General features: G+C 32.7%; 1 rRNA gene. It reads right to left on the reverse strand.

Going from position 1 to position 333, the window contains the following annotated elements:
* Positions 1-270: 270 nt before the first annotated feature.
* Positions 271-333 (reverse strand): 16S ribosomal RNA (locus PSH54_RS20690); the annotation flags it as partial.

Below are 333 nucleotides of genomic sequence, written 5' to 3' on the forward strand. Positions count from 1 at the left end.
TGTTATGTGACAGTTTAACTTCGCCAGAAGTTAATATTGAATACTAAAGTAGATACCAATTAATCATAAATGATTAAATTGGCACTGAATGATACTGCTATCATTCTTTTTTACTTTTGAAAACTCTTGATAAATACAAAGTATCTATCAGAATTTTATTATCAGCTTTTCCAAATTTTTAAAGAGCATATTAATCAGTTAAACCTAAAGGGTAAAACTAACTAACAATCATCTGTGTGGACACTACGAACAAATAAGTTCTAAATCGTATAAGGAGGTGATCCAGCCCCAGGTTCCCCTAGGGCTACCTTGTTACGACTTCACCCCAGTCAT

This window comes from Pseudoalteromonas sp. Angola-30 (assembly GCF_028599215.1).
GTDB classification, from domain to species: domain Bacteria; phylum Pseudomonadota; class Gammaproteobacteria; order Enterobacterales; family Alteromonadaceae; genus Pseudoalteromonas; species Pseudoalteromonas atlantica.